This window comes from Rhodohalobacter sp., from assembly GCF_034521535.1.
Taxonomy (GTDB): Bacteria; Bacteroidota; Rhodothermia; order Balneolales; family Balneolaceae; genus Rhodohalobacter.
Map to the genome: position 1 here is coordinate 1 of NZ_JAXHMF010000010.1, position 23,457 is coordinate 23,457.

At 42.7% G+C, this 23,457-nt stretch carries 23 protein-coding genes and 1 pseudogene; 14 read left to right on the forward strand and 10 right to left on the reverse strand.

All coding sequences use genetic code 11. The features are described from left to right. Positions 1–37: 37 nt before the first annotated feature. Complete coding sequence (locus U5K35_RS18315) at positions 38–724, reverse strand: outer membrane beta-barrel protein (protein ID WP_322572969.1); 687 nt, start codon at positions 722–724, stop codon at positions 38–40. A 240-nt stretch (positions 725–964) separates the two neighbouring features. Here U5K35_RS18315 and U5K35_RS18320 point away from each other — a divergent pair, with 240 nt between their 5' ends. The 3 genes from U5K35_RS18320 to U5K35_RS18330 all read left to right on the forward strand — a co-directional run bounded on the left by U5K35_RS18320 (position 965) and on the right by U5K35_RS18330 (position 5,545). Further along, positions 965–2,116, forward strand: a complete 1,152-nt coding sequence (locus tag U5K35_RS18320; RefSeq protein WP_416221676.1) for a DegT/DnrJ/EryC1/StrS family aminotransferase — start codon at positions 965–967, stop codon at positions 2,114–2,116. Positions 2,117–2,296: 180 nt separating this feature from the next. Beyond that, the gene (locus U5K35_RS18325; RefSeq protein ID WP_322572971.1) at positions 2,297–4,213 is read left to right on the forward strand and encodes a nucleoside-diphosphate sugar epimerase/dehydratase; all 1,917 of its coding nucleotides are present in this window, start codon (positions 2,297–2,299) and stop codon (positions 4,211–4,213) included. Positions 4,214–4,477: 264 nt separating this feature from the next. Next, positions 4,478–5,545, forward strand: a complete 1,068-nt coding sequence (locus U5K35_RS18330) for a hypothetical protein (protein ID WP_322572972.1) — start codon at positions 4,478–4,480, stop codon at positions 5,543–5,545. Positions 5,546–5,551: 6 nt separating this feature from the next. Here U5K35_RS18330 and U5K35_RS18335 read toward each other — a convergent pair whose 3' ends face one another. Both U5K35_RS18335 and U5K35_RS18340 read right to left on the reverse strand, forming a co-directional pair. Beyond that, on the reverse strand, positions 5,552–5,827 hold the full coding sequence (locus U5K35_RS18335; RefSeq protein WP_322572973.1) for a hypothetical protein: 276 nt from the start codon (positions 5,825–5,827) through the stop codon (positions 5,552–5,554). A gap of 1,003 nt (positions 5,828–6,830) precedes the next feature. Further along, positions 6,831–7,229 (reverse strand): hypothetical protein, encoded by a 399-nt coding sequence (locus U5K35_RS18340; protein ID WP_322572974.1) that lies wholly within the window; start codon positions 7,227–7,229, stop codon positions 6,831–6,833. 400 nt (positions 7,230–7,629) lie between these two features. Here U5K35_RS18340 and U5K35_RS18345 point away from each other — a divergent pair, with 400 nt between their 5' ends. Beyond that, positions 7,630–7,881 (forward strand): hypothetical protein, encoded by a 252-nt coding sequence (locus tag U5K35_RS18345; protein ID WP_322572975.1) that lies wholly within the window; start codon positions 7,630–7,632, stop codon positions 7,879–7,881. Between the two features lie 18 nt (positions 7,882–7,899). Here the strand turns inward: U5K35_RS18345 and U5K35_RS18350 are convergent, their stop codons facing one another. From U5K35_RS18350 to U5K35_RS18380, 6 genes and pseudogenes are all read right to left on the reverse strand, one after another. Then, the gene (locus U5K35_RS18350; protein ID WP_322572976.1) at positions 7,900–8,688 is read right to left on the reverse strand and encodes a lysophospholipid acyltransferase family protein; all 789 of its coding nucleotides are present in this window, start codon (positions 8,686–8,688) and stop codon (positions 7,900–7,902) included. A 71-nt stretch (positions 8,689–8,759) separates the two neighbouring features. After that, positions 8,760–9,122 (reverse strand): YraN family protein, encoded by a 363-nt coding sequence (locus U5K35_RS18355; protein ID WP_322572977.1) that lies wholly within the window; start codon positions 9,120–9,122, stop codon positions 8,760–8,762. A gap of 4 nt (positions 9,123–9,126) precedes the next feature. After that, positions 9,127–9,714: a hypothetical protein gene (locus U5K35_RS18360; RefSeq protein WP_322572978.1), complete on the reverse strand. Its 588-nt coding sequence runs from the start codon at positions 9,712–9,714 to the stop codon at positions 9,127–9,129. Between the two features lie 4 nt (positions 9,715–9,718). Then, positions 9,719–9,970, reverse strand: coding sequence for an FmdB family zinc ribbon protein (locus tag U5K35_RS18365; RefSeq protein ID WP_322572979.1), 252 nt, complete (start codon positions 9,968–9,970; stop codon positions 9,719–9,721). Positions 9,971–10,061: 91 nt separating this feature from the next. Further along, positions 10,062–11,271: pseudogene (locus U5K35_RS19870) on the reverse strand (pyridoxal phosphate-dependent aminotransferase). Positions 11,272–11,535: 264 nt separating this feature from the next. Next, positions 11,536–12,102, reverse strand: a complete 567-nt coding sequence (locus U5K35_RS18380; protein WP_322572981.1) for an NUDIX hydrolase — start codon at positions 12,100–12,102, stop codon at positions 11,536–11,538. 14 nt (positions 12,103–12,116) lie between these two features. Between U5K35_RS18380 and U5K35_RS18385 the strand changes: the two genes are divergently transcribed. The 8 genes from U5K35_RS18385 to U5K35_RS18420 all read left to right on the forward strand — a co-directional run bounded on the left by U5K35_RS18385 (position 12,117) and on the right by U5K35_RS18420 (position 17,990). Then, positions 12,117–13,295, forward strand: a complete 1,179-nt coding sequence (locus U5K35_RS18385) for an AMP nucleosidase (protein ID WP_322572982.1) — start codon at positions 12,117–12,119, stop codon at positions 13,293–13,295. Positions 13,296–13,566: 271 nt separating this feature from the next. After that, positions 13,567–14,379, forward strand: a complete 813-nt coding sequence (locus U5K35_RS18390) for a DUF2975 domain-containing protein (protein WP_322572983.1) — start codon at positions 13,567–13,569, stop codon at positions 14,377–14,379. Next, positions 14,376–15,002: a DUF2975 domain-containing protein gene (locus U5K35_RS18395; protein WP_322572984.1), complete on the forward strand. Its 627-nt coding sequence runs from the start codon at positions 14,376–14,378 to the stop codon at positions 15,000–15,002. Before U5K35_RS18390 ends, U5K35_RS18395 begins: the two co-directional genes overlap by 4 nt. A 2-nt stretch (positions 15,003–15,004) precedes the next feature. Continuing rightward, positions 15,005–15,217 carry a helix-turn-helix transcriptional regulator gene (locus U5K35_RS18400; protein WP_322572985.1) on the forward strand — a complete coding sequence of 71 codons (213 nt, stop codon included), beginning with the start codon at positions 15,005–15,007 and terminating at the stop codon, positions 15,215–15,217. Positions 15,218–15,691: 474 nt separating this feature from the next. Next, complete coding sequence (gene radC / locus U5K35_RS18405) at positions 15,692–16,411, forward strand: RadC family protein (protein ID WP_322572986.1); 720 nt, start codon at positions 15,692–15,694, stop codon at positions 16,409–16,411. Positions 16,412–16,531: 120 nt separating this feature from the next. Further along, on the forward strand, positions 16,532–17,071 hold the full coding sequence (locus U5K35_RS18410; RefSeq protein WP_322572987.1) for a sigma-70 family RNA polymerase sigma factor: 540 nt from the start codon (positions 16,532–16,534) through the stop codon (positions 17,069–17,071). Positions 17,072–17,169: 98 nt separating this feature from the next. Then, positions 17,170–17,667 carry a hypothetical protein gene (locus U5K35_RS18415; protein WP_322572988.1) on the forward strand — a complete coding sequence of 166 codons (498 nt, stop codon included), beginning with the start codon at positions 17,170–17,172 and terminating at the stop codon, positions 17,665–17,667. 62 nt (positions 17,668–17,729) lie between these two features. Continuing rightward, positions 17,730–17,990, forward strand: a complete 261-nt coding sequence (locus U5K35_RS18420) for a hypothetical protein (RefSeq protein ID WP_322572989.1) — start codon at positions 17,730–17,732, stop codon at positions 17,988–17,990. 86 nt (positions 17,991–18,076) lie between these two features. Here U5K35_RS18420 and ppk1 read toward each other — a convergent pair whose 3' ends face one another. Further along, complete coding sequence (ppk1, locus tag U5K35_RS18425) at positions 18,077–20,311, reverse strand: polyphosphate kinase 1 (RefSeq protein ID WP_322572990.1); 2,235 nt, start codon at positions 20,309–20,311, stop codon at positions 18,077–18,079. Positions 20,312–20,393: 82 nt separating this feature from the next. Between ppk1 and ruvB the strand changes: the two genes are divergently transcribed. Together ruvB and metK are read left to right on the forward strand one after the other, a co-directional pair. Next, positions 20,394–21,422, forward strand: a complete 1,029-nt coding sequence (gene ruvB / locus U5K35_RS18430) for a Holliday junction branch migration DNA helicase RuvB (protein ID WP_322572991.1) — start codon at positions 20,394–20,396, stop codon at positions 21,420–21,422. An 85-nt stretch (positions 21,423–21,507) separates the two neighbouring features. Next, entirely contained in the window at positions 21,508–22,659 is a 1,152-nt protein-coding gene (gene metK, locus U5K35_RS18435; RefSeq protein WP_322572992.1) for a methionine adenosyltransferase, read from the forward strand. Positions 22,660–23,457 lie beyond the last annotated feature (798 nt).

Here is a 23,457-nt window from a genome sequence, read left to right on the forward strand (position 1 = left end):
ATAATAAACCGCCATCGTAACTCCCATATTCTGCGGCTTAAAGACCTCTAAGAACTTCGCGATTGCCGGAGTCGGTTATCGAAAAGAATGCCCTTACTTCCAGACCGATCTTTGATTTGGCTCCATGCTCAAGCCCGCCGCCTAAAATCAGTCCGCCGTCATAGGTTTTGTACTGATCGATCACATCTTCAGAAAAATCTCCCTGAAACTGGATTCCGATCGGGGCACCGCTGTTTGTGCCGCTAAATGTGGCATCGAGCAGGTAGCCGCCATAAAAGCCGCCCGTAAGGTGGTAGGTAGTCTCTGCTCTTTGGCGTCCGTAAACAGTGCGCTCGGGCGGTGTGGTGCTTAACTGTAGAAGCAAGGGCAGCTGAATGTACAGTAGGTCTGTTTTGCTGTCGGATTGAAAGTTGAATCCGCGCAATTCGAAGCTGTCGTCATACTTCGCTCCAATCCTGGCGATGGACGGTTCAGCTTGGAACCGGAGTGATTTATTGATAGGTACTCTTAAAATGAGTCCCCCATTTAAGCCCATTTTTGTACCGGGATTGAAGTCCAGATTGATGTCTCCTTCCTGAAACTGAAAGTTTTTGAGGTGGGAACTAACATTCGCTCCCGCCGAAATCCCTATTTGAACTCCCTGCCCGAAAGCAATATTTACCGTAAAAACAGAAAACAGAGTGGTAATGATTGTAAAAATAGCTGCATAAATAATGCTTTTCATAAATATGTCTTTAATAATTGGTGGTATCTCTCCGTGGATTGCGCTTAATCTAATAGAGAACAAATCTATAAAAAGAAAACCGAAATCAGAGGATTTTTCGGGATAATTAGAAAGGTGTAATGTTCATGAACTTACTCTTAATCTGCATTGATAGTGACAAAATTGTAGCTATTTTTCATTAGGTACTTAATCGTAATACAAAAACCTGCTTTGGATAGAATTTATCTTTCATCACCTCATATGGGGGGACAAGAAATTGACTTTGTACAGGAAGCCTTTGATACAAACTGGATCGCTCCGCTCGGTGCTAATGTAAACGGCTTTGAACAGGATTTGCAGAATTATACCGGGAGAAAACACGCTGCAGTGGTTACATCGGGGACAGCTGCCATTCATCTGGGGCTGATTCTCTGTGGTGTTCAGCCGGGGGATGAGGTGATCTGCCAGTCATTCACATTTGCAGCAACGGCCAATCCTATTAAATATCAGGGTGCGGAACCGGTTTTTATCGATTCAGAGCCTGAAACCTGGAATATGGATCCGGAACTTTTGGAAAAAGCCCTGAGAGAAAGAGGCGATAAGGTAAAGGCGATTGTTGTGGTTCATTTGTATGGAATGCCTGCAAAAATGGAGAGGATATTAGAGGTTGCTTCAAAATACGGGGTGCCGGTCATTGAAGATTCTGCTGAAGCTCTGGGTTCATCCATAAATGGAAGAAAGTGCGGCACGTTTGGTAAAATGTCAGTTCTATCTTTTAACGGGAATAAAATTATCACGACCTCAGGCGGAGGAGCGCTGTTGAGTGACGATGAAGAACTAATCCAAAAAGCACGGTTCTTAGCAACCCAGGCGCGGGACGATGCCCCTCACTATCAACACTCCGAGCTCGGTTATAACTATCGAATGAGTAACATTGTGGCGGGAATTGGCAGGGGGCAGATGAAGGTTTTGGATGATCGTGTGGAGGCGAGACGATCTTTGCATCAGCAATACTTTGAAAGTCTGAATGGAGCGTGGTACAACGGAGATGGCACAAGCTTTTCTCAGGATGATGATAGGGACGGGTCAGGATTTTATTTTCTGAACGAACCGGATGGGTACTACAGCAACAGATGGCTGACTACGATTTTGGTAAACCCCGAACAAACAGGTGGGTTGAGCAGGGAAGATATCAGAGTGAGTCTTGAAAAGAAGAATATTGAAAGCCGGCCGCTATGGAAACCGATGCACCTTCAGCCGTACTATAAAGACAATGTAATGTACAGTAACGGAGTGTCTGAGTTTCTGTTTGAACACGGCCTTTGCCTGCCATCAGGAAGCAATCTTACCGATGAGGAGAAGATTTTTGTAATCGAAAATGTAAAGAAGTTGTTGAAAGGCAGCGCAATGTGAGTGAAGTAATTATGATTAAGAGATTGTAATCAGACTTTTAATCTTAATTGGATAGATTACTGAACCAATTTGGGAACTTAGGTGGAAAAGCCTAATCAGTAAATTTGAAAATTAGGGGTATGAATTATTTTTGTTTCATCAGTTAGTTCGTTTTTAAATAGTGAATGAGAGTAGGAAATAATGAAGTTCAAAGAATCAAGCAGAAAATATAAGTTTCTGAATAAATACACCCGTGGGGCAGTGTTACTCACAGGCGACATGATTGGAGTTCTCCTATCCTGTGCCATCGCTTACCAGCTACTGTTTACAGTTTTAGAAGAGCAATTTTCTTTTGTAGTCGGCTACTCCCTGCTGATGACCGGTTCTATTCTTGTAGGGTTAGGTCTGTTTAAAATGTATGTGGTTACTTGGCGCTATACGGGATTAAGGGAGCTGATGCGCCTTATTTTAGGAATAACTGCCGGTGGACTTTTTACGGTTGTCATATCAAACATTTTATGGGAGCCGGGCCATACCGAACTAAATTATATGGCTTTGGTATTGGCAAATAGCATTTTGCTGATTGGTGCATTTAGAATCAGTAAACGCGTCGTTATAGAGCTGATTGATCTTCCCGGTAAGGATAAAAAGCATGCGATTGTCTTAGGCGGAGGTACCGAGGGCGAGCAGATCTTAAGGGATATAAAGAGAAATAGCAGCTGGGATCTCTTTGTGAACGCTATATTTGACGAGAGGAGTGTACCGGGAGTGATGATTCATGGTGTACACTGCCGGGGAGGGATTCCTGAGATGTACAGATATCTTGAGTCCAGCCCGGTTGAAATACTGATTGTTGCCTATCCGGAACTGCCTAAAAAAGAGTTAAGAGAGATTATTGACCGGGTAAAAGAACTTCGCCCGAAGATGGAGATCAAGATACTGCCATCTTTCCATCACTTGACGGACGATCCTGTTGGAATTAAAAATATTCGGGATATCAGCATTGAGGATATTTTGGGAAGGGATCCCGTAACCCTGGATATGGAGTCGATTACGGCCAGTATTAAGGATAAGACGGTTCTTGTGACTGGCGCGGGTGGTTCTATCGGGAGTGAACTGGTAAGGCAATGTATTAAGCTAAATCCGTCTCTGATTATTGCTTTGGATGTTGATGAAACGGAGCTATTTCATGTTGAGAATGAGTTAAAACATACCGGTGTTAATTTAATTCCTTGTGTGGCCAGTGTAACCGACGAGCACAAAATGAACCGAATATTGAATTACTACAGGCCGGATGTGATTTTTCATGCCGCTGCCTATAAACACGTCCCTATGTTGGAAAGCTATCCGGAGGAAGCTGTTAAGGTTAATATCGGGGGGACACATAATCTGGCAGAGCTTGCTTGTAAATATATGGTAGATAAATTTGTTATGATCTCTACCGATAAAGCGGTCAACCCCACGAACGTTATGGGAGCAACAAAACGCGTTGCTGAAGAGATATGCATGTCGTTCAATGGGGAGTGTGTCACTAAATTCATATCCGTACGATTTGGTAATGTTCTGGGTTCCAGGGGATCTGTAGTGCCTCTCTTTATGGAGCAAATCAAGAATGGTGGCCCCATTACACTTACTGATAAGAAAATGAAGAGATACTTCATGACCATACCTGAGGCTGTGCTGCTTGTAATGCAGGCCGGCTCTATGGGTGAGGGAGGCGAAGTGTTTGTACTCGATATGGGAGAACCTGTGAAGATTCTCGACATGGCATACGACCTAATTCGATTGCATGGGTTAGAACCTGAAAAAGATATAGATATAAAGGTAACCGGCTTACGTCCCGGAGAGAAGCTGTTTGAGGAGCTTTTAAATGCCGAAGAAGGAGTACTGAAAACGGATCATATTGAGATTTTTAAAGCGATTTGCAGTCGCAAATTGACGAAGCTGGAGCTTGAGATGAAGATTACAAATCTTTTCAATTTGATTGAGAAGAATGCAACCTCTTCGCTGAGAAACTCCCTTCAGGAAATTGTTCCTACGTACACGTTTAAGGATGAATTGAGAAATATGGGTTTTCTTCAAGATCAGCTTGATACTCATACTCAATCCGGTAAATAAGCACACTGCGTGAATCGACTTAGCCTCTCTGTTAATATATTCTAATCGCTATAGGCTCTTATTAGGCATATTTACGTAAGTATTAGCTTTTAAATTGCGTAAATTATTGTTAAATACTTAGTCCTGAATAAGGAGCGGAAAGTTTTTTATACAGGATATATGCTTTACAATAATAAGCTGTATTAGAGAGAATACAGGGTAAATTTTATAGGGGTAATTTTAATGTTGACGAACGAACTATATTTAGTACTCCCGGCGGTGATAATGGCTTTTTTATTAGCCTCTTTGCTGGTACCGGTATTAAATTCGATTGCGAATAAGACTTCTGATTTGAAAGATGACTTGAGCGAGGGACAAAATTCAGGGAATAGAGTGGCTGCCGGTTTAGGGATAATGTTAGCTGTGATCCTGTCTTTTCAACTCTGGAGCGTAAATGATATACACACCTTTCATCCATATTTCTTCGCTTCATTAGCTCTATTCCTGGTGTCCGGATATGTGGCCGGCAAAGGTTTTGCTACATCTTTAGTAAGAATTGGTATTCAATTTTCAGCTGCAGCCGTTTTGATTGTTGGAGTCAGTGGTGAGGTTGGTGGCTTTTTAGGCCTGATGGGATTTGAAGGTTACTCAATATACTTCTCTGTACTGTTCTTATCCGGTATCTTCACTTTGATCGCGTTCTTATTTAAATATATATCGAGAGTACCTGAAATGGCGGGTGGAATTGCGATTATAATCACAAGCGTTCTTGGAATTTGGTTTTGGGCAGCCGGCTTCTTTAATATGGCACTGTTTTCCTTTATCGTCTCGGCTTCCATTATTGGATATATGATGTGCAGAACAAATCTAAAGTCTGCCAAGCTGGGTAAATTTGGCTGGAGCAGTATGGGATTTGTTATCGCATTTCTGATGATGGAATTCTTGCTGGCAAACTCAATGGTTGCCGGAGAAGAAATTCACCTGGTGAATGGTATGGGTTTAATATTGTCACTGTTGATCATCCCGATGGTTATTTGGGCTGCAGATCTTATAAGCAGAAAAGGATTGCAGATTGAGGATAAAAGAAGTGGATACTTTTTAGTGAATCTATACGGCAGACTCGGAATGGATAAAAATCAGATCTCTTTTCTCTTTTGGATGATAAATCTGATTATAATCGGGATGGCCTATTCAACAATGCATTTGAACGTATCCATCCAGGCTGTTATTCTGATTGGTTTTGGCGTTCTTTACACAGTGGCTACTCATAAGGCTATACTTTTCACGAAAATTCTTTCCCGGAAAGTATCTAAGGTGGAGGCGAATTGGGTTAGGAACTGGATCAAAGACTAAAAAAAATTACGTCTCCGATTCATTTTTTTCAGCGGAAGGACCTAACAGTGAGCTAAACTTACCTGAAACCGAATTTAGGCTAAATCCACCCTGTTTGATTCGGAAAAAAAAATCTTTGCTCTGCTTCGACATATAGAGGAGATGAATAAATAGTGCCCCGCCAAATACCAATGTTGCAAGCAGCGGCCAATTCAACCACAAAGTTAGGCCGTAGATAAGTGGAGTAATTACAGCAATTACGATACTGTAGTAGATCATATCTTTTTTAGTGGTAGAGCTCATGCGAGTTATATTAGCGTGAGTGGTTATAGCTATTTCAACACATCATTTGTTATTAAGAGTCAAGAAATTGGTTTTTGTTACCAATTATCTTGAATCCATACTTATATTAATAAAATCTAATCTAAATTAAAAACCGGTAACATTAGAAATTAGTGGTTTGGGTGTAGGTGTATACATGGTGACGGCTTGCATTAGGGATGTTATTTAAAATGACGCCAGGGGTGCAACATGCATAGGAAGGGAATAATTTATCTGACCTTTAGAAATAAAAATTAAATTTTGGGTCATGCCTACGGCACTTTCGAATGGGTTATCGATAACATGAAACCCCACAATGAATTGTGGGGCTAGTGTGTTGGTCGTGTCTGACGACACTTGTTCGAACCAAAAACTACGACCGAATAAACACTGGTCTACTGAATTTTAATGCATACTAAATAAAACTAAAGGATACCGGTTTTCTGGAGCTGTATTGTTATAAACCAAATGGCGTAGCCATGATTAAACATCATAGCCACAGGTTTCAACCTGTGGTAGTAATGGATAGCGGGTTGGTAGAGAATGCCGTAGGCATGGTACACAGCTTGGGTTTCTCATGATCTGATGGGAAATTCATGATTGGCTGTGTTTGCAGCGTTTAATGAAGGCGGTGAGTCAACTAAAGAGATTATGCAGCTACCGCATTACTCCACCTGTTGCAGGCTTACAGCCTGCTGTCTGTTCTGTTGAACCTATTGACCCGGGACGTTGTCCCGGGCTGAGGTTGATTATATCAGGCTTTCAGCCTTTTGGTTCATTAAGAATAGATATGATTAGCCGTACGAATAAAGATAGTTACAAAATTTATGCTATTGTCGATATTCAAAGGTAAATGCATTCAGAATTGAGCCAGATCAGGTACTAAATTAAGTTAGTTCTTAGATGTAATAGGAATTCCCTTTATGAGGGATGTCCTAAGATGATTAGCGAACGATGAGATTTATATAGGGGCGCGGCTCTATTGTCACTTCCCCTTCGTCTTGGTTTTCTTTTTCTTTTTCACCCTTCCCCATGTGAACGTTCCAAACCAACCTGTAAAAATACCAAACCCAATGGCAAGCACCATAGAAAGAAGAAACTGGCTATGAATCATATTGGAGATGAGAATACGACTTACAAAGTAGGTAATTACAGCGAGCATGTATCCGATAATAAAGCTGGATATCATATCCTTTGACTTAAGGTTGACCACAAACAACGTGACAAATGAAGCGATTATACCCAAAAGCCCCCAAGAGATCAGAAATGAGATTTCGGTAAAATCAACCGCACGGTCTGTTTGAGTCCACAGAGGAATTCCTGCAGCGAGTGTAGAGATGAATATCGCTATGAGTTTATAATTTTGTCGGGTTGTATCAAGCATGATATCAGGTTGAATAGTTGTTAGAGGGCTTAGCAGAATCGGTTATTTGCCCAATTTTTGCGTTATCGTTCTCTTGAAAACCTTACATATGAACAATATCTGCGGTTTCAATTTTCCTCCGGCCTTGAACTTTACCAAAATCCCTGGTGCTGCAAAGTCCTCTGTTAGTAAATAAGAAAATAGTCAAAATCGGATAACTTTATATTTAAGTATTGAAAATAATTTTGTCATCAGCGAAATTATTAAATAAAAACAATTTAGAGAATTGTATATAAATGTTAATATCAAAATGATGGATTGGAATATTGAATTGATTGTAAAAATTATTTATTTATTGCGCCAAATGTATAAAGCTTTTTTATATTAAAGTGATGATTTAATAACTAACAAATAAATCGTAATGGATATAAAATTTGTCAAACGTTCTCAGGTTCAGTCCAGTAAAAGAAGATCTTCAAAATTTAAACCGTTGATGGATGCTCTTGATAAACTTGAGCCCGGCGGTCAGGCAGTTGAAGTAAGTTACACAAACGAAAAAAGTGTAAACTCAATGCGCACAGCTGTTTACCAGTACAACCAGGAACACAACGTGAAAATTAAAAGCGGTAAAGACGCCAACAACAAAAAGATCTACTTTTACAGAGAAAAGTAAACCGATTTTAAAGCACTCTTACTTTAAAGAGTGCTTTTTTAATACCGAATTCTCTTCCTCTGTTACGCCCGCCCATTTCAAATAGAGGTTCCTGACTCTCTCAATTTTTTCATCAATATTATTCAAACTCCAATCATTAGTTGAAATAGGTTCGTGTATGTGAGCTGTTGCCTTTCCGGTATGGGTAAATAGAAACCCGCCTTCACTTAACTCTCTGTTACCTTCAAAATAGATTGGCACGATTGGGTAATTTAAATCCATCGCCATTCTGAATGGCCCTTTTTTGAATGGACCGATAATCCCCGGATGTTTTCTTGATCCTTCAGGAGCCAGCATCACCGTCAATCCTTTCTCTTTTATTCGATCTACATTTCTTTTTAAGGTCTGTACGGCTTTGTCTGATTTTTCACGGCGTATAAAAACCTGCCCGGTTAACCTTCCCAATAAGAAGAATATTGGATTGTACTGGAGCTGCCACTTGGCTACAAAACGAACTTTGGGTAACCCAAGCGCAAGAATTGTCAGTATATCCAGTGTAGAACTGTGATTGATAATATAGACGGCGGGATAGTGAATTTCATCACAGTGCATTTTGATTTGAAAATCAATTCCCGCTACCCAAAAAGCCGGTTTGACAATAAATGGAGCGATCTGCTCAACAACAAAGTTGCTCATCTTTCCGAATGAAATGATCAGCAGAAACAGAATAACAGGCGTTGCCAGAAGAAGCATCAAAAAGAAAACGAGTATGGATAAAATACTTCGTATGTATTCTGTGATAGTGAGCCGTTTTTTTCTGTCTGTCATTTAAGATTTGTTTTTGAGCTGTTTCAAATCAATGTAATGAAATAGCTGTACGACAAACAAATAGATGAGTCTTATCGGAATACGTCTTTGAAATGTTTGATGTTCGGGGCGCTGTTTCCTTTTTGGGTAATGGAAATGACATCAAAACGAGCAACGGCTGTTTCCATCTTTCGTTCATAAAGCCATGCTTCGGAGGCTTTGCGAATGTTCTCTTCCTTTTTAGGGGTGATGAAATCTTCAGGCTCACCGAAATGCGTATTGGTTCGATATTTAACCTCAACAAAAACGATGTAATTTCTGTCAGTCGCTACAAGATCAACCTCGGCTTTTTCGAAGAAATAGTTGCGGTCAAAGATCAACCAGTCTTTTGATTCCAGATAGGCTGCTGCAATATCCTCGCCATGATTCCCGATCTCTCTCGTTGTTTTACCCATTTCTTTATGATTCTTCCTTCGATTTTTGATTTCCACTCTTCAATGACTGATGAGCTTCGGCAAGCTTGACGAGATGCTTCAAAAAAGTGAGATTTTTCTTGTTGATGTAGGGGAGGAGCGCTTTTGTGAATCGATCAAACATTTCGAGAAATTCGACAATGTTGTCGATTCGCTCTTTAAATTCCCGTTCTTCCTGATTAAGGTCATCTACATTCTCCAAATTGGAGAGTGTGCTTACTAAATTCTCTTTTATAGGCTCAATTTCACGCATTTGACGCTCTTCAACAATGCGAGATACAATGGTCCAGACTTCCTGTTCTGCCGAAAAGTAATCCTTCCGCTGCCCTTTGTAGTGAACTTTTTGAACCAGCTTCCACTGCATCAGATTTCGCAGGTTCATATTGGCATTTCCCCGGCTGATGCTCAGCTGATCCATGATCGTGTCTGTGTCGAGAGGTTCCCCCTCAGCGTACAGCAGCGCATGTATTTGAGCCATGGTGCGGTTAATGCCCCAGGCTGACGCCATCTCTCCCCAAACCTGAACAAATTGCTCAATCGCTTTTTGGTGATTATCAGACTTGGGAGTTTCCATGACGTTATTTTTCAACTGATTCTGCAGAACAGGCACACGTACTGCCGGAAGCGGGTTCGCAGGACGGAGCCGCTGTTTTATTTTTATAGTCCGTGTTGTAGAAGCCGGTCCCTTTGTAAACCACTCCGCCGCCACCGGAAATAATTCTCTTCACCGGTTGTCCGGTTTCAGGGCAGCTTGCAAGTGCATCGTCGCTCATGCTTTGGAAAACTTCAAAAACCGATCCGTCTTCTCTTTTGTATTCGTATGTAGGCATATCTTTAATTAGTTCTTTGTTGATAAGTTGCCGTAAACATCAGCAGAAAATGTGCCAATTTCGTTTTACGGTAAAGATTGTCAGGCAGAATTTATTTTAGCAGACCAAAACCGTTTTTCAATCTGATAACCGCCTGTTCCAAATTTTCCATTGAGGCCGCATAGCTGAGCCGAAGGCCGTTCGGTTCGCCAAATGCATCGCCCGGCACAGTTGCCACTCCGTGATCTTCAAGCAGGTAAAGCGCAAGATCGGTTGTAGTGTCCATTTTTTTACCGCCCGGAGTTTCCTTGCCAAGCAGTTGATGAACATCCGGAAACACATAAAAAGCACCGGAGGGTTTGAAGCACTCTACGCCATTCATGGAATTCAACTCTTCAACTATAAAATCGCGACGCTCCTTAAACGCCTTTCGCATATCGTGAATCGGTTTCATAGTTCCGGTATAGGCAGCCAGTCCGGCTTTTTGGGAAATGGATGAAGGGGCCGATGTCTCCTGGCTCTGAATTTTTGCCACAGCATCTGCAATCGCTTTGGGTCCGGCCATATATCCCAGTCTCCATCCGGTCATTGCAAAACCTTTTGAGAAATCCGTTGATGATCACCGTTTGATCTTTTAACTGAGGCGCCACATTCAGAATGCTTACGTGATCCTGATCGAAAACAATGTATTCGTAAATTTCATCTGATATGATCAGGAGATCAGGATGCTTTTTCAGTACGTCGGCCAGCTCCGTGAGTTCCTCTTCAGAATAACAGGCGCCGGTAGGATTAGACGGTGAACAGAGAATGAGGGCTTTTGTTTTGTCTGTGATGGACTCCTCGAGCTGCTCGGCAGTCAGCTTATAGTTGTTGTCAAATGTGGTGTTGATAATCACCGGTTTCCCATCCGCCATTTTCACCATTTCGGGGTACGAAACCCAGTAGGGTGCGGGAATCAAAACTTCATCACCCGGATCGATTGTGGCAAGCAGCGTAAATCCTATGGACTGTTTTGCCCCGTTGGAGCAGACAATCTGATTGGGATCAAATTCAAAACGATTGTCTTTTTTTAGTTTGGCGCTGATCGCCTCACGAAGTTCGGGCATTCCGGTGTTCATCGTGTAGCCGTGAAATCCATCCGTAATTGCCTCAATAGCTGCATTGCAGATATGGGCAGGAGTTTTAAAATCGGGTTCACCGGCGCTGAGAGAGATGACCGATTTACCTTCCCTGGCCAGCTCTTTGGCACGTGCCGTTATTTTTAAAGTTTCCGATGGTGATAGCTGTTGAGCTCGCTTTGATATCATGATTTCCTGATTTATAAATGAGATCTGAAAGGTAGTAAAAAGGCCTCTGTTTGTCTATCGGGTTCTTTCGTTGAATTGTGAGTGTTGAGTAGTAAGTATCGAGTATTGGGTATGGAGTAGAGAGAAGATGGCAAATAATTAAGTAGTGTATGTTTGATTTTGTCAGTAAAAATAAATCAGCTTTTTCGTAGACCGTAGACCGTAGACCGTAGACCGTAGACCGTAGACCGTAGACCGTAGACCGTAGACCGTAGACCGTAGACCGTAGACCGTAGACCGTCACTCGCTACGCTCATTCAATAGAAACTGAGCCACAGCGGCAAGTACGATCGCGTGGTGAACAGTCCCGTCCCGAACGAGGTCCAAAAAATCATTCAAAGGCATTTTATGAACCTTAATGTCTTCCGACCCGTCCGGATTATTGCTTCCGGTATACGTACAGTCTTTAGCAACATACAGATGGGTAAAATTGTTCAAAATGGCGGGATTGGAGCTGGTCTTCCCGATAAGCTCCCATTCATTTGATTTATATCCGGTCTCTTCCAGCAGCTCGCGTTTGGCAGCTTCCAGTGGTGATTCTCCCGCATCAACCATTCCACCCGGCAGTTCCAGCGTGGTTTGATCCACTCCAACCCGGTATTGCTCCACCAGTACAATTTCATTGTCTTTTGTGAGCGGGAACATGTTGATCCACTCCGGAGCTTTCAAAACATAGTAAGGATGCAAGGATTGCTGCCTGGCCGGATTTAATTCTAATTGGTGAAGAGAAAAAATGGGAGTTTCAAAGAGTTTCTTATCTTTGAGCAGTTCCCATTCGGGCTTGGTAAATTTGAACGAATTACTCATCAGTAAATTTTTTTATGGATAAACGACTAGAAATTACGAAAGACTCAATCAGCAACGAAAAGGAAATCAATGATCTGGCGAATAAAGCCTGCGATTTGATGGAGAAAATCTATGATGAGGGAGACTATCCGAAGCTGATGATTAAGCGATCCTGGTCGGAGCACAATCCTATCATAACGGGAGAGATGGCTCTTCCACATGCCTATCGCTGGTATTTGACCCGTGAGCTGAAAAAATTGATGCAAAAGGGAGCGGATGTTAAGGTATTTCCATCACGGCCTCGTGTTGAGATGAACGACCCAAATCTGTTTGATAACGCCGACGAAGATGAGTGGGATATCACACAGAAGAAACTGTTTCTGTTTACGCCGGAACGGATTGATATTTCCCTGAACAGGCTGGAACACTACACCGGTACAAAACCTCAGGATTTTCAGCGCTACATATTGTTTACCAACTACGACATGCACGTGGAGGTTTTTAATGCACGCTATCCGGACTGTGTGAAACCGGACAGGGCTGTTCAGATGCCGGCCTATCACCATAAACTTCCCGACAATAAAGGGGTGACGCTGATTAATATGGGAGTAGGGCCATCAAATGCGAAAACAATCTCTGATCACGTTTCCGTGCTTCGTCCGGATGCCATGGTAATGGTGGGACACTGCGGCGGACTTCGAAATCATCAGGAGATCGGGGATTTTGTACTCGCAACCGGTTTTATGCGCGAAGACAAGGTTCTGGATGATATATTGCCACTCAACATCCCGATCACACCCAATCATCTGTTGAATGTTTATTTGAAAGAGGTGATGGATAAATATGAAAGAGACTACCGGCTCGGTACGGTTTATACAACGGCCAACCGGAACTGGGAGTTTATCAAAAAACGAGCGGTAGAGCAGATTCACATCAGTCGGAGTCTGGCGGTGGACATGGAGTCGGCAACGGTGGCAACCAACGGTTATCGCTACCGGGTACCGTTTGCAACGCTGCTATGCGTGAGCGATAAACCGCTTCACGGAAAACCCAAGCTGTCCGGAGCGGCTCAGAGCTTCTATGAAAACTCCAAAGAGCTTCACTTGAAAATGGTAATTGAAGCACTTGACCTGAGTAAAACTCACTATCCGGAAGGATTGCCCAACTCCAGTATCCGTGCAATCAACGAGCCGCTGATGGGTGGGGCGGAATGATGTGATTGGCGAGAGGCCAGACGCAAGTTTAGTATAGATTTATAAAAACAGTTTATTAGCCGGCAGATTTGAAAGAGTCTGCCGGTTTTTTTATGCCTCCGTCAGACTGCTTCATGCGGTTAGACGGATATTTTAAATCAAGATTTAGCTTTTTGCCCGTTCGTCAGTAAGTACTAAATGATGTATGAATTTTCTATAAAGAGTAAATATTTGTTGTTTATCAATAAATTATTGGTGATATTCGAAATGTTCTTTAAATAAATAAATGGATATGAGTTTACCGAATAAGTTTTCAATCTTGGTTTGGACCTGTAATCTTACGCTTGTTGTATTATCAGCGATTATAATTGCTAGCGGTTACTACTATTCTGTTGTGCCCGGCCTGGTTGGTTTGGATAATACTTTCGAAGGGGCAACAAAATATTCTTCCCGATGGTCACAGAACTTTTTATCCGACCACTTTCTTTTTGAACAAATTGTAGATAAAGAAAAAGACATAGATACAGAGAATTATTACTTCGCTTCCACGTGGAATCTTTATCAAATTCCCATTACTGACTCTGTGCGTGTTGAGGTTAATAAAATTGATGAAGAGCTTAGTTCATCAGAAAGTAATTTTGCAGGCATCGTTACTAAAAAAGTAACCGTAAGCGAACCTGCCGGTACTCTACCGGTTCGTTTAGCCGCACCTGCCATACCGCTTGAGCGTGAGCAATATATTTCACTTGCACGCTCAAATATTCTCTTTTTTGCACTTACAGCTATCTACACGTTAATTTTTGTTTGGTTTTTGAGACGGTTTGTATCAGGATTGCGTAAACCTGACTTTTTCAATCGAAAAAATTCCCGAACTTTATACATAACAGCATCTTTGGTGTTGATGGCCCCGTTTTTAATGTGGGGATGGTTTACATGGATACGGCCGGACTTATTCTCGGGATACATCATTGGAAATGCATCTGCACTGGATACAGGTTCGCCACTTCCGGGAGCTCTCATCGTATTTGGTGTTATTTTGTTTGTAATCGCCTGGTGTTTTGATCAAGGCGTAAAACTCCAAAAAGAACAGGAGCTCACGATATGAAAATTTTTGGAAGCTGGTCGATTATCTCTTTTCTGCGCTTTGCAGTTCAATTGATCTGGGCGGTTCTGCTAGTAACAATAGTGGGGCAATTTCTGATGCTTGGCATATTTATTTATTCAGGGGGTGAGATTTGGGGTACATTCTCGGTTTATTTGGATTCATCATTTTTAGTTGATCATCTAAAAGAGATTTTAGCCGACGAACAGGCATTTCTATTCTCCGGAGGTTCTGTAAAAATGAGTTATGTGCCACTCCACGGTGAATTGTTTTTACGTACACTGTTATGGCTAATTCAAATCGGATTAATCGGGTTGGCGCTATACGGTTTTTCAGTGCTGAAACGTGTTCTAAATGCTATGCATATGACGGATACGTTTACGATTCAAAACGGGTCGGATATTCGTATCGTGGGTTTCCTTTTGATTGTAGCCGCACCTCTCAGGTTTCTTTTCGAGTGGGGAGTAAAACTCTATTTTGAATCTCATGTTATGACGGATGAGATCACAGCTGTTTTACCTCCGTTTGACTTTACTTTCTTCTTTGCCGGATTGGTCTGTTTTGTGATAGCTGAGATATTGAATCAGGCTTCTATTATGCATGAAGAACAAAAATTGACGGTGTAATCATGGCCATCATCGTAAACCTTGACGTAATGCTGGCCAAGCGAAAGATGTCGCTGACGGAACTTTCCGAGAAGGTCGATATTACCATGTCGAACCTATCCATTCTGAAAACCGGCAAGGCCCGGGCGATTCGCTTCTCTACCCTTGAGGCAATTTGCGAGGCGCTCGAGTGCCAGCCGGGAGATATTTTGGAGTTTCGGGAAGATGAGGGTTGATGAATATTGAATATCGAATCATGAATATCGAATGTTGAAGTATTGTTCGCCCACAACTTAACGTGAGTTCGATGTAAATACTTTGAATTTTTTTCCAAGAATTGAGACTGTCTCAAAAGTAAAAGTAATCGAGCTTAAGTAATTTAGACGACAAATCCCTCTCTATTAGTTAGAGAGGGAAATAGGGTGAGTCTGAAAGAAAGGTCTAAATTACTTAAGCGGTTTTAGAAGTACTTGAGTGCCAGCCGGGTGATATTTTGGAGTATCGGGAAGATGAGGAATGATGAATATTGAATAATGAATATCGAATGTCGAAGTGTACAACTATAACATAGCATGATTTTAGGCCCGAGCAATAAAGATTAAGCAGACTTCTTCCTACTTCATCATTCAATATTCGACGTTCGATATTCAACATTTCTAAATTTTTTCTGTAAGGATTTCTCTGTTTTTCCCTCTTACATATAAAAAGAGATGATGAAAACAGAGGAATTTGATACGAAAAAATACTTTGGAAGAGCGGTGCGGGACATGCAGCCGGATGAACAACCAAGAGAGAAGTTGCTCAAGTACGGGGCCGATTCTCTTTCCGACGCCGAACTGCTGGCCATTTTGTTACGAACCGGAACCAAAGGGATGAACGTGATCGATGCGTCTCGTGCGCTGCTGGATCGGTTTGATGGCCTGAGGAATTTGTCGCGGCAGAACTGGCAGTCGCTGAAGGTGATTCCCGGAATTGCCAAAGTGAAGGCGCTAACGCTTGAGTCTGTATTTGAGTTGTCCAAGCGGATTCAAATGGCATCGCTTGGCGACCAGGTGAAAATTACATCGCCGGATGATGCAGCCGCTTTTTTTGCTCCGCGTTTGAGAGATCTTCCACACGAGGAGTTTTACGTGGCGTTTTTGAACAATGCGAAAATTTTGACCGGATATAAGAAAATTAGTCAGGGCGGAAATAAGGCTACGGTTGTGGATGTTCCCGAGGTGATGCGTCAGGCTATTTTGAATCAGGCCAATTCGATTTTGGTGGCTCATAACCATCCATCCGGATATGCAAAAGAGTCTGCTTCAGATATAAACCTGACGAACCGCATTATTGAAAGCGGCAAACATATTGGAATTCCACTGGATGATCATATCATTATAGCGGGAGATCAGTACATAAGCTTCAGAAATAAAAACCTGATTCGCTAGTGGAGTCTTAGGATTTGAATTGAGAAACATTATTTACCTACGCTTTTACACGTATAATCTAATTTGCTCAAAACTTGCCAACTGTTATCTTCATATCTCTAAACAAAAACCAAATGGGGTATGGACTATTCTGAACTTGTAGATGCATTACGGAATGGGGATAGCAATTCTGTGAATGAGATTTGTTCCGATTCGCTGATCATCTTAAAAAAATATCTGATTGCCACCATGGGGGCCACGCCTCATGATGCCGAGGATGCTGTTCAGCAGATGTTCGAATATTTGATTCCAAAAATCCGCATGGATGTAATTGATAATCCGGGCGGCCTGGCAAAATATATGATGAAGGCTTCCAGGCACAGCTATCTGAATCTATTGAGAGATGATGATTTTAACGACCATGAAGTTCTGAGCGAGGAGCCGCATGTGGATGAGAATCAGATATGGAACCTGGTTAATGATGAGAGGGCAAAAATTTTAAAAATCTGTATTGAACAGCTCAAAACCCATTATCGCGCTCTGGTAGACTTCATTTTCAAGTATCCTGAAGCGGATGCCAAAGACGTTGCCGAAAAATTTGACATTTCACTGAATAATGCGTGGCAGCGTAAGCACAGAGTTATTAAGCAGTTAACTTCCTGTGCTGAAAAACATTATTAAAAAGTTAATTTATTCTGTAAGGATTGTTGAAAATCGGTTTCTTACAGCTGAATTCTGTGTTTGAAAATTCAGAGCTATCGAATAGTAAATAAAGAGAAATGTCAGAAAAAGAGATCTACAGAGAAATTACCCGTTATATAGATGGAGATCTTTCTAAGGAAGAGGTTGAGAACCTTTGGGCTCAGTTTGTGGATAATCCTGAGTACTACAAGTGGTTTGAAACAGAATTACATTTGAAAGATCTGGCGAAAAAGGCATCCCAGTCTAATATCCATTCTATCCAATCGGATTCTGAAGAGGACACCCCCAAAAGTTTCTGGAAGAGTTCTAAAGGCTGGATTTTAGCAGCGGCTGCAGCGGTGCTGATCAGTTTTGGATTGCAGCTATTTTCAGTAAGTGATACGGATATCTCCCATCCGGACTCCATTTCAAAAATTGACTTAAATGAAATGTCGGGTTCCGATATTCTGCGTTCAGAAGGAGATGTTTCGCAAACGATGGATATTGAGATAAACAGAGCCTTAGCATCTGCCTACGAAGACGACTCGGAAGGTGCCGTAAGAAAATTCAGGGCATTGCTTGCTTCAGGATCCTGATCCTCAACAGAAAGCTAGAATTGAGCTGAATCTTGGAATCCTGTACTACAACATGGCAGATTATGATCAGGCGGAAAGTATTTTTTGAGTCTGTAGCCAAGACAGAGGCGATGAACAGATTTTTCACGGAAAAAGCGTGGTGGTTTTTAGGAAACGCTTACTTGAATTTGGAAAAGCTTGAAGAAGCAAGAGAAGCCGTTTATAACGCCTATACATCCGACGGCAGATATGTGGATGTTGCACAATCCCTCTTAAATAAACTTGATGAAGAATTAGACAATGAACCTCCGGTTCAGGCAGATACGGAAACGCCTGAAAAATAAACCGAATTATTCACGAAGGAGTATATTACCAGGGTTATAATATTGATTTGTTTGTATGATTTCTCGGTGAATATTCCGGGTTAAGGTCACTTGGATGTTGAACAGGGAATTGGCGGATTGCCTGCTTTTACGTGATTCATCAGGAACCGATGTATTGAAAGCTCTTCCTCATCCTTGCCGGGCTTTACTTTTTTATACTTGCCATTCGGTTTGAGTACCCATCTCTGTTGATTGTCTTTCATATTTAGGTTCAGAAAGAACTTTAAATATTTTTTGAGTGCGGTGTTTTCAATAGGAGCTAAAACTTCGACACGCGCGTCAAGATTGCGGTGCATCCAATCTGCCGATCCAATAAAGTATTTATCCTCACCTTCGGAATGAAAGTAGTAGCAGCGGGAGTGTTCCAAAAAACGTCCGATTACGGCGTGAACATGTATGTTTTCGCTTAGTCCCTTTTTTTGTGGAATTAATCTGCAGACGCTTCTTACAATCAGGTCGATTTTAACACCAGCCTCCGAGGCTTCATAGAGCTTTTGAATAATTAACGGATCTTCAAGATTATTCATTTTACCTATAATGCGTGCTTCCTTTCCATTTTTGGCAGCTTTAATTTCTCCATCAATCAGATCTGTAATTCGCTGTCGCATATGTTTCGGAGCAACAAGCATCTTTTGGTACGACTGATCCGGCGCATAACCAGTAAGCAGATTGAATATATCCGTTACATCAGATGCCAGATCTTCCCGGCAGGTAAAGTATCCCAGGTCTTCGTAGAGCTGTGCTGTGTCGGGGTGATAGTTACCGGTGCCGATATGCAGATATCTTCTCAAGCCATCGTCCTCTTCTCGTACCACAATGGTGAGCTTGGTGTGAATTTTCAGCCCTGCAATTCCGTATGAGACATGGGCTCCGGCTTTTTCAAGTTTTTGGGCCCAGGAAATATTGCGCTCTTCATCAAAACGTGCTTTCAGTTCAACCAAAACAGCAACCTGCTTATCGGCTTCGGCAGCTCGAACCAGGGCGTGCATCACCGGCGAATCGCTGGAAGTTCTGTACAGTGTCTGTTTGATAGCAAGCACTTTTGGATCTTTGGCGGCTTCTTCGACAAATCGCTGGGTGGACGTTTCAAAACTTTGATAGGGATGATGGACTATAAAATCCCCATCACGTATCGCATTAAAAATATCCGGTAATTCTTCGTCTAGTTCGTGTTTGAAAACAGGATGAAGTGTTGGCGTCCACGGAGTATCTTTTAAATGACTGTAGCCTTCGATATCGTAAAGTTGAGTTGCGTCTGCGAGACCTAGCGGACCGTCCATTTCAAAAACATCGTGTTTTTGGATCTTTAACTGATTGAGCAGGAAATTTTTCACATCATCCGGCATCTCCTTATCAATTTCCAGCCGTACAATTTCTGCAAAACGCCTCTCTCTGAGTTCGTCTTCAATAAGCTCAAGCAGATCATCAGCCTCTTCTTCATTCCGTTCGATATCTGCGTTGCGCGTAACGCGAAAAATGTGCGCAGAAACAATATCCATACCGGGAAAAAAGCTGGAAATTTTCTGTTTGATGAGGTCGCTCGTAGAGAGTAAAATCACTTCATTCTTATCTTTTTGAAGTGTAATCCAGCGGGGTCTGTTTGCAGGTACCTTAACTCTTGCAAAGTGATGTTTGTCGGATTTCTTTTCCTTTAGTTTTACGGCAAGTGAGCGGCTTTTATTAGAAATAAAAGGGAATGGATGGGCTTCATCGACAGCCAGAGGCGTAATAATAGGGTAGAGCTGTTTTAAAAAGTAGTCGTCAGCTTTCTCTTTCAGCTCATCATTCAGCTTTTTGTAGTTTAAGATTTTGATGCCTTCTTTTTGGAGGGCGGGTAGCAGATCGTTGAAAAAGCAGTCGCGGTAAGCCCGAATCATCTTGCCGATATCTTTCCGTATGGCTGTGAGTTGTTCCTTGGGGGTGAGCCCATCCAGGGAGAGCTCTCTTACACCCGCATGAAACTGCCGCTTCAGTCCGCCAACACGCTTTTGGTAAAACTCATCCAGGTTGGAACAGACGATGCCGATAAACTTCACTCTTTCAAGCAGGGGGTTATTTGGATTTTGAGCTTCATGCAGAACTCGCCAGTTAAATTTCAGCCAGCTCAACTCGTAGTTGATGAAATACTCTTTGCCAAATATCTTTAGATCGCTGGGTTGATCATCCGGATTTAATCCTTTATTACTCAATACTTCATTCTTTTTTTGATTAACAGATGCTTTTTTATCTGCATTGGCAGAGTTTTTTAACAGTATACCCGGCAGACGTGATGAATTAGCCATAGCTCAGTTGCGATAAGCAATTACAGTTCAAAATAAGTATTATAATGTTACCTAAGTTTAAACAAATCAGACAAGATTCGCTTTGCAAAACCCTTTATTAGATCCTGAAGAAAAAGATTTTACAGTAGAAGAAAACCTTCGGCCTTCGTCCCTCAGTGAATTTGTTGGTCAGCAAAAAGTGATCAGTAATCTGAATGTATTTATTCAGGCCGCTAAAAAGAGAAACGAAGCGCTCGATCATGTTATTCTATCCGGTCCTCCGGGATTGGGAAAAACCACGCTTGCCTACATTGTAGCTTCGGAGATGGGAGTTCAGATCAAACCGACAACCGGACCCGTACTGGAGAAACCGGGAGATCTGGCCGGGCTACTGACAAATCTGGAGAAGGGTGATGTTCTGTTCATTGATGAAATTCACCGTCTCAACCCGGTTATTGAGGAGTATCTCTATTCTGCGATGGAGGATTATAAGCTGGATATCGTGATTGATTCGGGACCGAATGCCCGCAGTGTTCAGATCGACCTGAATCATTTTACGCTAGTCGGCGCAACCACACGAAAAGGACTGTTGACGGCTCCGCTGCGAGCCCGGTTTGGAATCGATATGCGGCTCGACTACTACGATACAGAGCTTTTGCAGAGAATTGCTCTGCGGACAGCCCACATTCTCAACTTTGGGATCACGGAGTCCGGTGCGCACGAAATTGCACGTCGGAGTCGGGGGACTCCGCGAATTGTGAACAAGCTTTTGAGGAGAACCCGGGACTTTGCACAGGTTGACGGACTGACGGAGATTGACGACAAGATTGCCGATAAAGCACTGAATGCGTTGGATGTGGATCAAAACGGCCTTGATGATATGGATGTCCGGATTTTGAAGGCGATTATTGAAAACTATAGTGGCGGACCCGTTGGGCTGAGCACGCTTGGCGTGGCCGTAGGAGAAGATAAAGGGACGATTGAGGAGGTGTACGAACCATTCTTAATTAAAGAGGGTTTTATGCAGCGAACGCCCAAAGGTCGTGTGGCGGCCGCAAAGGCGTATCAATATCTTGGAATCAGTAACTCCGGTTCCGGAGATAACAAAGATCTCTTTTCAGGGGATAAGTAAAATTGTAATGAGTGAAAACCTTACAAAATTTTCGTACTTTCAATCCGCTTTTAAATCAACGAATTAATTTCTACAGACAATTTTGATGAAAAGATTATTTACTTCCGAATCGGTATCAGAGGGGCACCCGGACAAAGTTTCAGACCAGATATCAGATGCAATTTTAGACGCTATGTTGAAGGACGACCCAAATTCACGGGTTGCCGTTGAAACCCTTGTAACGACAGGACTGGCCGTTGTTTCGGGCGAGGTTACAACCGATTCTTACGTTGATGTACAGGAAACGGTTCGGGAAGTAATACGCGATATTGGCTATACCAAACCGAGCTACAGGTTTGATGCCGACTCGTGCGGAGTGCTGACCACCATTCATCAGCAGAGTCCTGATATTGCGCAGGGTGTTGATGAGTCCGGTGAGAAAGAGCAAGGTGCCGGCGACCAGGGAATGATGTTTGGGTATGCGAACCGGGAGACCGAGCAGTATATGCCGATGACGCTTCAGTATTCTCACGATCTGCTTCGCAAACTGGCTCACATTCGCAAAGAGACAGCGCTGATGCCGTATCTGGGTCCGGATAGCAAGAGCCAGGTAACGGTTGAGTATGATGAAAACCGGCAGCCGAAACGTATCGACACAATTGTGATCTCTACCCAGCACGATGAGGGAGTTGAGCAGTCTCAGATCAAACAGGATATCAAGAAGCATCTGATTGGAGAGGCAATACCGGAAGAATTTATGGATGCCAACACCATTTTGCACGTGAACCCAACCGGCAAGTTTGTGATTGGCGGTCCGCACGGTGACACGGGTCTAACGGGAAGAAAAATTATTGTAGATACCTATGGCGGACGCGGTGCACACGGCGGCGGTGCTTTTTCAGGTAAGGATGCATCAAAAGTGGACCGAAGTGCTGCATATGCCACTCGCCACATCGCTAAAAATATTGTAGCAGCAGAACTCGCGGATGAGTGCCTGGTTCAGGTAGCCTACGCGATTGGAGTTGCCGATCCCGTTTCTATCAATGTGAATACCTATGGTACAGGAAAAGTGGACGACATGAAGCTGGCCGAAGCGATCATGAAGACGTTTGATCTAACCCCTGCAGGGATCATCAAAAGGCTGGACCTGAAAAAACCCGTATTTAAGAAAACCGCAGCGTACGGACATTTTGGCCGCGACGAGTTCACCTGGGAGAAGCTCGATTTTGTAGATCAAATAGCGAATGCGGTTAAATAGTCTTGAGTCATGAGATGTGAGTCTTGAGAATTCCCTCGTCCGGAGCTCCGCTCCGCGACGACAAGCATGCAGCTCTGCTGCAAAATTCTATTGGCGGTAATACCGCCTCTATTCCATTCGGAGCGCCACACCACGCTCTCTGTTCGGCGGATGAATGTTGACCGCCGCTCATATATCCTGGGTTTCACCCAGGGCTAATCACATATCACCCCGCCGGGGTGATTTCTGAATTCTTTCAGATTTAAACACACCTCTGAATCTTACTCCCGATCAAAAACATCAAGACAGTTTAGAGGAGTGGTTCTTTCCCTCGTCCCGGTGCTCCGCTCCGCGACGACAAACACGCAGCTCCGCTGCAAAATTTGATCTGCGTGAATACCGCCTCTGTTTCATTCGGAGCTTCAAACTACTCTCTCTATTCGGCGGAAATTTATTTCTTTGTTTTAGTGCTATAAACAGGCCATTCCGCCGGGGTGATTTCTGAATTCTTTTAGCCTAGAACACATCTCTGAATCTTTCTCCCGATCAAAAATATCAGAATAGTTTAGAGGAAAGTTTGTTGAAAATCCCCTCTTGAGAGGGGAAAAGTTAAGGTGAGAATGCGTGAGCATTGCTCACTGTACGAGGGGTGTGTTAAAGGAAATGTGGATTTTGAAGTAATTCGCAATTTTGAGGTGCGCACCTCACCTAGCGTTGAACACACCTCTGTTTTTATAACCTTTCTAAAACCCATTGCACGAACCGGCGAACTGTACTCCTATTTAAGGTTTCAGATAACAGCCCATTCATGCCCTATTT